We start from the raw sequence: 8,104 nt of genomic DNA on the forward strand, positions 1-8,104 counted from the left end.
GCGCACGCGTGTGCGCCGCCGGCCCAACCACGCGAGCACTCACGGTGTGATCGATCTGGCCGCTTGTGCCTCGAGGATGCGATCGTGGCGGGCGTCGTAGGCCACGACCGTCTCTCGGCGCCGATCGAGCACGACGTGCGCCCAGCCGGACGGCGGCCGTCCGTCTGGAGCGAGAGCAGCAAGGGTGCGGATGTGATGCACCGTGACATCACCAGTGCTCACAGACATCCCGCAGATCTCGCAGGTGTCCGCCCGGAGTCCTTCTTGGTGCTGACGAACCGCCGGACCCCGTGGAAGCAGACGTCGGCCGGAGCTTCGTGGCGTGGGGCCGTCGTCCCGGTCAGCGCCCGGGGTGCAGGCCGAGCCATCCCGGGGAGGGTGCCCCCGTCACCTCGCCGACGTAGAGCGTGAGCTGTTGCCTGAACTGCTCGACGAGAGCCCGATCGGCCATGAAGTCCTCGAAACCGTCGAGGTGGGCGTTGCGGTACTCCCAGATGGGGCGGTAGCCGGCGTGGGGCTGGACGTCGGTGCGCACCGACCACATGTAGAAGTCGGACTGCGTTTGTTTCGACAGCCACCAGTTCAGGTACAGCTTCGCGGCGGCGGGGTGCTTCGCGTGCCTGAAGATGGCGGCGCGCTGGGCCCATGCCATGAACGGGTCGTGTTTCGGGACGACGAAGCGGGTCTTCACGCCCGCTGCCGGTGTCAGCATGCCGTCCGTGCCCAGTGCGACGGCCGCGCTGCCCGCCTCGACCCGGTCCGCGGGTTCCTGCGTACCTCGCACCCAGGCCACGTCCTGCGCGACGAACCGCCGCAGCCACTCCCAGCCGTACTTGTCGACGATGAGGCTGTACAGGTACAGGACCGCGTCGTCGTCGTTCGGATAGGTCGAGACGATCTTCCCCTTCCAGCGTGGGTCGAGGAGGTCCCGGGCCGAGGCGGGTGTCGTGCCGCCGGCTTTGTCGACGTTGTAGATGGTGGAGAAGGCGTCGACGAAGATGCCGGTCCACGCGCCGTCGGGGTCCTTGAACGCCGGGTGGACGCGGGAGAAGCCGGCCGGCTTGTAGGGGAGCAGGGCGCCTTCGTGCTTCCAGCGGGGGAAGTCCTGCAGGGTCTGCAGTTGTACGACATCCGGGACGAGGGAGCCGGTGGCGAGCTGGTTGTCGACGCGGGCGTCGTGGAACTTGCTGTAATCCACGACGATGTTCAGCGTGATGCCTGGGAACGCCTTCTCGAAGGCGGCCTTGTTGCCGTCCTGCTGGGTGGCGGTGTCGCCGCCGGCGTAGACGGTGAGGGTGCCGCCCTCCGCCTTCGCCTCGCGGTACAGCTGTTTCAGGCTCTTGGCCTCCTCGCCGGGCTTCGCGGCGTATCCCGTTCCGGCGCCCCATGCGACCCCGGCGGCCGTGAGTGAACCTGCGGCGAGTACCTGACGTCGTCCGACCGACATGGACGTTCCCCTTCAGTGCGGTGCTGCAGTGCGATGGACGGAAGGAAGATACCTTCCCGCGCAGCTTTATTTCAATCTTCAAGTGAGTCATGTCGCCGGGTGACGCGGTGACTTGGCACTCAAGAGGCGTCTTGGATTGCTGTATCGTCAGCTTTATGGGTGAGCTGCTGAACGATGAGGCCGTCGTCCTGTACGGCGACATCCTGCGACTGACGGACGCGATCGGCGGACAGGCCGAGCGCACCATCCGCGAGGCCACGGGGCTGGGCGGTTCCGAGTTCGAGGTGCTCCTGCGTCTGGCCCGCCACCCGGAGAACCGGACCACCAGCGCCCGCCTGGCCGATGACCTGTCGTTCACCTCGGGCGGGCTGACCCGGCTGATCGCCCGCATGGAGGGGGCCGGGCTGCTCGCCCGCCACCCCCACCCCGATGACCGCCGGGCCGCGCTCCTGGAAGCCACCCCGAAAGGGCGTGAACTGCTGGAACGCGCCCTCGCCGCGCATGGCCCGCAGGTCACCGCCGACCTCGTGGAGCCGCTCACCCCGGTCGAGCGGTTGATCCTGCGCGAGCTGGTGACCAAGCTGTTGGCCCACTCCGCACGCGGCCCGGTGCAGGGGCCCGCACGGTCGTAACCGTCCAGCCTTTCCCTGCAGCCTTCCAGCTCCTCCCCCCCCCCGGAGCGCATCCGAAAGCGGACGGAGTGCCGCTGGGAAGGCCCTCTTCACCGGCGCCATCGGCATGAGCCGGCTCCCACGTCGCGACGGAAGGCCGAGCTGCGGCCACGAGGGACTGCCGCCAACCGCCTCGGCGGCCCGTCGCGCCCTGCCCGAGCATCCGGTCCCGGCCCCGCCGGCCCTCGCCTTCTGGTCGTCGTTGGTGGCGCCGACGGCCTGAAACCGACTCGGCGCTCGACGGTGTGGTGGGCGCGCTCAGGTGAGTGGTCGTGGAGCCACGCAGGCTCCGGGGGACGAACTCCTGGGCGGACGCAGGGTGCACTCGACTGTCACGTCTCTGCCCGGTCCGAGCGACGCGACCGGCCGCGCCTCATCAGCGCCTCGGACCACGCCGCCCCTCTGGTCGACGAGCTGGAACAGAACGAGGTTGTCCGTCGCCGGATTACCAGTCGTCTACTGGCCTGTTCCCAGGGCTGCGGCCGATCCGGCCGCAGGCGGGGAGGGGTCGGGCCGGCGTTGATTGCCATGGACGGGACGGCCGCACCGCGCAGGGGCGACGGGACCGGTCGGCGCAGCGCGACGCATGCGGTGGTGGTCTCGATGCCGACGTGCCGTTTTGTGCGGGTCGGTCGGTGGCGTCAGGCGGGTGCACCGTAGAGGGTGGCGAGTTCGGCGACCACGGCGGCGAGTTCGGCGCGGGCCTCGGGCGGGTCGAGGACCTCGACGGTGGCGCCCAGGGACAGCAGGCCGCGTACGTCGGGAAGTTCGCGGAAGGCGAGTTCGGCGCGGGCCCAACCGCCGTCCGCGGGGTGGGGCGGCGCGACCAGCTGGGAGGCGAACAGGCGCTGGAAGAGATCCAGTTGCTCGCGGTGTACCCGGCAGTGGACGCGGAGGCCGTCCGGCAGGCTCTCGAAGCGTTCGCGCAGCAGGGCCCAGACGGTGGCGAGGTTCTGGCCGGGACGGCGGTGGACGGGTTCGTCGGTGACCGCGGCGGCAAGGACGCGGTCGGCGCGGAACAGCCGGGGCTCACCGTCCCGGTCGGCGACCAGGTACCAGACGCCTGCCTTGCTGACCAGCCCGTACGGGTCCACGGTGTAACCGCGCGGTTCGCGGGCGTCGCCGCTGCGATAGGTCAGCTGGAGCCGGCGGTCGGTGAAGGCGGCGTGCTGGAGCTCTGCGAGATGGGTGTCGGTGGCCGTTTCGGTTCCGTGCATCCAGCGGACGGGGTCGATGAGGATGCGCTCGCTGGTGCGCTCGGCCTCGCCGCGGTGCGGGGCGGGCAGTGCGGCCATGACCTTCCGCAGTGCGGAGCGGATCGCCTCGCCCAGGCCGAGCGCGTCGTGCGTGCCCTCGGTGGCGAGGACGAACAGGGCGCGTGCCTCGTCGTTGGTCAGCCCGGTGACGTCGGTGCGGTAGCCGGGCAGCAGCCGCACACCGCCGCTGCGGCCGCGCTCCGTCCACACCGGGACACCGGCGGCGGACAGTGCTTCGACGTCCCGGTAGACGGTGCGGACCGATACCTCCAGGCGTTCGGCGAGCTCGACGTGGGTGATCCGCTCGCGGGTCTGGAGGAGCAACAGGATGGACAGCAGTCGGTCGGCTTTCACGAAAGTGAGCGTAAATCCTGACGGACGATGTCACGTAGGGGTGGAATGCTCACCTCCGCCCACCTGACCTCGCATCCTTGGGAAGGCAGCTCACGCCCATGACAGACACACTTCTGGCTGATACCGCCGCGGGTACCGTTCGCGGATGCGCACGTCCCGGCGGGGGTCGTCTCTTCGCCGGTATCCCCTTCGCGGAACCACCGGTGGGCGAGCTGCGGTTCCGCCCGCCCCAGCCGCCCCGGCCGTGGCAGGGTGTCCGCCGGGCCGACCGCTTCGCACCGGCGCCCGCGCAGGGGGCGTCTTCGCTGGTGCCGGGGGCGAGCCAGAAGTCGTCCTTCCCCACCTTCCCCACGGCGGAGATCCGGGAGACGTCCGAGGACTGCCTGTATCTCAACGTCTGGACGCCCACGACGAGGGCCGAGGACGCCCTGCGCCCCGTCATCGTGTGGATCTACGGCGGCGGATACGACGCCGGCTCCGCCGCACCCCCCTACAGCGACGGGGCCGCGCTCGCCCGGCAGACCGGCGCGGTCGTCGTCACCGCCAACTACCGCCTGGGAGCCCTCGGTTTCCTGCACCTGGCCGACCTCGGCAGCCGGTGGGCCGGGTCCACCAATCTCGCCCTGCAGGACAAGATGGCCGCTCTGCGCTGGGTGCGGGACAACATCGCCTCCTTCGGCGGTGACCCCGGCAACATCACCGTGGCGGGCCAGTCCGCCGGTGCCTTCTCCATCGGGGCCCTGCTGGCCGCACCCGCGGCCGCAGGCCTCTTCCACAAGGCGATCCTGCAGAGCGGCAGCACGTCCCGGATCTTCGACAGGGCCACCGCCACCACCATGGCCGAGGATCTGATCACCGCACTCCGCCTCAATGGCGCAGAGGACCTGCTCACCGTCACCTGCGAGCGGATCCTGGACGCGCAGGGCACCGTCGTCACCGGCGACATCGGGCAGCGCAATCTGCCCGGCGGCCGTTCCTGGGGTGCCGTACTCGACGGCGGCGTGCTGCCCGTCGCCCCGCAGCAGGCCGTCGCCGGCGGCGCCGCCGCCGACATCCCCCTGCTCGTCGGCGCCACCCGCGACGAAGTCCGCGTCTTCCAGATGATCGGCGGTGACTCCTTCCGCCCCGAGGGCGAAACAGCCCTGTACACCGAGATGCGGCGCGCCGGTGTCAGGGAACCGGAGAAGCTCCTCAACGCCTACCGGAGCCGTGTCGCCGACGCCGGCGACCTGTCAGCCCTGCGCGGTGCCTTCCTCACCGACGCCCTCTACCGGATCCCGGCCACGCGTCTGGCTCAGGCCCAGGCAGGGGCGGGAGGCCGCGCCTACCACTACCTCCTCCTCGACGAACCGTGCGGACCGGCCATGGGCGCCTTCCACGGCGCCGACCTGCTCCACGTCTTCGACAAACTGGCCCTCGTCGGCGCCGATACACCCGAACACCTCACCGCCCGCGACACCCTCGTCGGCTCCTGGGCCGCCTTCGCCGCCACCGGCTCCCCGGGCTGGCCGCCGTACGCCGCGAAAGCCGAGGGCAACTCCCGGGCCATCGGCGGCTCCCCGGCCGACGCCGGCCGCATGATCACCGAACCTCCGGCCGACGATGTCACCGCCCTCTGGCCCACCCCGCCAACCTGACCGCACTGGGGATCCCATGCGACCGGCCACCTTCACGGAAACGCCGCGGGGATCCTGACGCTGGGTGTCACCTATGGCGCGGGGCGCTGGTTACCGTCCCGACGATCGCGCGGGTGAGAGGTTCCCGAGGAGCAGAGCACCATGTCCTACGCCTTCGAAGCCGAGCCGGCTCCCTGGGTCCCGGTGATCAGCGATCTGTCGTTCCCCGACATCGCCGCCGCTCGCGCGGCCGAGAGGGGGATGACGACGAACCTGCCCGTCTACGAGCCGACCCGGCCGGTACGACGTCCGCGACACGCTCGTCCCCGGGCCTGAGGGCACACCTCAGGTGCCGGTCGGGCATGACGTGCCGGCGTCGGCCGGCGGGACTGGAACGAGGTCGGCCGGCGGCAGCGGCTGCACGAGGTGCTGTCGGCGTCGGTGCCGGTGCGCTCGCCACGAGAGCGGACGCGCCCGCCACCGAGGCCACTGACGCACCCACCGTCAGGCAGGCCGGCCGTCCTCATTGAGCTGCTCCTTGCCGAAGGTGCGGTGGTCGCGGCCGAGCAACTGCCGGAGAAGGAACGGGACGAGAACGTCGACCCCTTCACCAACACCGTCCGGGTCACGTGATGAAGCTGTGCAAGAAGCTCGGTGAGCCGCAGCTGGTCGAAACGGTCGGCCGGGCGGGGGAGTGGGGGCGATGACAGGGCACGGCCACGACCCGGCTCGTCAGGTTCCCGGTACGCGATCCAGGTCCATGTCCGTGACGGTGACCCAGTCGGGTTCGGCCACCAGCAGGCTCAGCTGCTCGTCCTGGAGATCGACGTCGACGGCGTACCGGAAGCCGGTCGCCTCTGCGGCCTCGACACCAGCCCGGTCGCCCTCCGTCACGGCATAGACCACCCGGCGGCAGCCGGGATCCGCTGCCTGGACGGCGCGTACCAGCTGCCGGAGGACTTCCGGCAGGTGATCGGCCCGCAGGCCGGTGTCGATCAGAAGTTCCACATCCCGGGCGCCGACCGGGTAGGCGTCGCGGAGCCGGCCGGCCGCGCAGCGTTCCACTGCGACGACGGCCTCGCCGCTCGGGCCGCGCATGCGCAGTCTGCCCGTGAAGCGCGTCCACGACTCCACGGTGGTCTGCCAGGGGCCGGGGATGTCGAGCACGGGCAGGGCCGGCACGGTGAGCATCGTCAGTTCCCCTCGTCGGCCAGCCGCCGGACGCCGGCCTTGTCCAGCTTTCCCGAGGCGTTCCTGGGGACAGCCGGCACGATCTTCAGGCGTCGGGGCAGCTTGTAGCGGGCGAGCTGTCCGGCCGCGTACTCGTGTACGGCCTCCAGGGTGATCGCCGCCGTGTCGTCCACGCTCACGACGGCTTGTACGGTCTCGCCCCACTGTTCGTCGGGAATCCCCACGACGGCGACATCGACCACACCCGGCATGGAGGCCAGCACCCGCTCGACCTCCGCCGGATAGACGTTCTCACCCCCGCTGATGATCATGTCCTTGAGCCGGTCGACGATGTACAGGTAACCGTCCTCGTCGAGGTAACCGATGTCGCCCGAGTGGAACCAGCCCTCCTCGTCGAAGGCCGCGCGGTTCGCCTCCGGGGTGTTCCAGTAGCCGGCGGCGACGTTGGGGCCGCGGACGACGATCTCTCCCGGCTCCCCGGGCCGGAGGGGCGTGTTGGTGGCCGCGTCGACAACCCGGACTTCGGTGAACGGCATGGGGATGCCCGCGGAACCGATCTTGTCCAGGGTGCGCTCGATGGGCAGATGCGTGGCGAAGGGTGCCGTCTCGGTCAGGCCCCAGGCCTGCTGGAGCAGCACGCCGTGCTTGGCGTAGAGCTCGATGAGTGAGGGCGGCACGGGCGCGCCCGCGACCACGATCGACCGCAGGTGGCTCAGGTCCTCGTCGAACAGGCCGGGTTGTCTCGCCAGGGCGGCGAACATCTGGGCGACGCCGAACATGGAGTTGACCTGGTGGGTGACCAGGTCTTCGAGACACGTCCGCGGGTCGAACCCGCGCCTGATCACCACCGTGCCCCCACGCACCAGCGTGCGGAGCACGAAGCTGTTCAGGGCGCCGATGTGGAACAGCGGAGCGGCGGCATAGGTGACGTCGCCACGACGTGTGTCGATACGGAGCTCGACATTCACGGAGTTCCACCAGACGTTTCCATGGGTGAGGACGACACCCTTGGGCGTGCCGGTGGTGCCGGAGGTGAACATCAGGATCGCCGGGTCGTCGGCACCCTTGGCGGCGATGGAAGCCGTGGGAGCAGCGGCTGCGATGCGGGGTGCCCATGGCTCCCAGCCCGATGCGCCCGCGGTCGGCACCTCGCAGTCGTCGTCCACGAGGAGGAAACGCGCGAGGGCGGTCCTGTCGCGCACGTTGTCGACGCTTTCCCGGTGTCCCTCCTCGCAGACGAGGGCGGTGGCGCCGCTGCGGACGAGCACCGCCTCCAACTCGGCCTCGGCGAGCCGGAAGTTGACCGGGACGAACACGGCCCCCAGCCGGTGCGCGGCGAGCAGCGTGACGAGAAAGGAGCTGCTGTTGAGGCCGAGGTGGGCGACCCGGTCTCCGTCGCCGATGCCGCCGTCTGCGAGGACGGTGGCCAGGCGGGCGGCCTTGTCGTCGAGCTGGGTGTAGGTGAGGTCGCCGCCCGGATAGCGGACGGCGATGGATTCGCCCTGGAAGCGGGCGTTGCACGCGACGGCGGCGGCCGGGTTGAGGTCCACGTTCAGGCCCGAGTTGCGT

The 8,104-nt window shown here is 70.6% G+C and carries 8 protein-coding genes and 1 pseudogene; 4 read left to right on the forward strand and 5 right to left on the reverse strand.

The genetic code is table 11. The features are described 5' to 3' along the window. Positions 1–39 precede the first annotated feature (39 nt). Complete coding sequence (locus tag ACFU5F_RS41640) at positions 40–300, reverse strand: hypothetical protein (protein ID WP_383898816.1); 261 nt, start codon at positions 298–300, stop codon at positions 40–42. 40 nt (positions 301–340) lie between these two features. Then, entirely contained in the window at positions 341–1,447 is a 1,107-nt protein-coding gene (locus tag ACFU5F_RS41645; RefSeq protein WP_383898805.1) for an ABC transporter substrate-binding protein, read from the reverse strand. A 155-nt stretch (positions 1,448–1,602) separates the two neighbouring features. On the opposite strand from ACFU5F_RS41645, the gene ACFU5F_RS41650 reads away from it, so the two are divergent. Then, a complete protein-coding gene (locus ACFU5F_RS41650) occupies positions 1,603–2,079 on the forward strand; it encodes a MarR family winged helix-turn-helix transcriptional regulator (RefSeq protein ID WP_383898806.1) in 477 nt (158 codons plus the stop codon). 680 nt (positions 2,080–2,759) lie between these two features. Here the strand turns inward: ACFU5F_RS41650 and ACFU5F_RS41655 are convergent. After that, entirely contained in the window at positions 2,760–3,728 is a 969-nt protein-coding gene (locus tag ACFU5F_RS41655) for a helix-turn-helix transcriptional regulator (protein ID WP_383898807.1), read from the reverse strand. A gap of 98 nt (positions 3,729–3,826) precedes the next feature. On the opposite strand from ACFU5F_RS41655, the gene ACFU5F_RS41660 reads away from it, so the two are divergent. The 3 genes and pseudogenes from ACFU5F_RS41660 to ACFU5F_RS41670 form a co-directional block, all read left to right on the forward strand. Further along, complete coding sequence (locus ACFU5F_RS41660; protein WP_383898809.1) at positions 3,827–5,365, forward strand: carboxylesterase/lipase family protein; 1,539 nt, start codon at positions 3,827–3,829, stop codon at positions 5,363–5,365. A 141-nt stretch (positions 5,366–5,506) separates the two neighbouring features. Next, entirely contained in the window at positions 5,507–5,680 is a 174-nt protein-coding gene (locus tag ACFU5F_RS41665) for a hypothetical protein (RefSeq protein WP_383898811.1), read from the forward strand. Positions 5,681–5,860: 180 nt separating this feature from the next. Continuing rightward, positions 5,861–6,051: pseudogene (locus ACFU5F_RS41670) on the forward strand (response regulator transcription factor); the annotation flags it as partial. Positions 6,052–6,076: 25 nt separating this feature from the next. Here ACFU5F_RS41670 and ACFU5F_RS41675 read toward each other — a convergent pair. Both ACFU5F_RS41675 and ACFU5F_RS41680 read right to left on the reverse strand, forming a co-directional pair. After that, positions 6,077–6,535, reverse strand: coding sequence for a hypothetical protein (locus ACFU5F_RS41675; RefSeq protein WP_383898813.1), 459 nt, complete (start codon positions 6,533–6,535; stop codon positions 6,077–6,079). Between the two features lie 2 nt (positions 6,536–6,537). Beyond that, positions 6,538–8,104 (reverse strand): long-chain fatty acid--CoA ligase (locus ACFU5F_RS41680; RefSeq protein ID WP_383898815.1); only part of this gene is annotated, 1,567 nt, incomplete at its 5' end.

The organism is Streptomyces sp. NPDC057438 (assembly GCF_042802995.1).
In the GTDB taxonomy this organism is placed as follows: domain Bacteria; phylum Actinomycetota; class Actinomycetes; order Streptomycetales; family Streptomycetaceae; genus Streptomyces.

Bases quoted from the DNA above. Each gene is read 5' to 3' on its own strand.
- ACFU5F_RS41645 (WP_383898805.1), bottom strand. From the start codon at position 1,447: ATGTCGGTCGGACGACGTCAGGTACTCGCCGCAGGTTCACTCACGGCC.
- ACFU5F_RS41650 (WP_383898806.1), top strand. From the start codon at position 1,603: ATGGGTGAGCTGCTGAACGATGAGGCCGTCGTCCTGTACGGCGACATC.
- ACFU5F_RS41660 (WP_383898809.1), top strand. From the start codon at position 3,827: ATGACAGACACACTTCTGGCTGATACCGCCGCGGGTACCGTTCGCGGA.
- ACFU5F_RS41665 (WP_383898811.1), top strand. From the start codon at position 5,507: ATGTCCTACGCCTTCGAAGCCGAGCCGGCTCCCTGGGTCCCGGTGATC.
- ACFU5F_RS41675 (WP_383898813.1), bottom strand. From the start codon at position 6,535: ATGCTCACCGTGCCGGCCCTGCCCGTGCTCGACATCCCCGGCCCCTGG.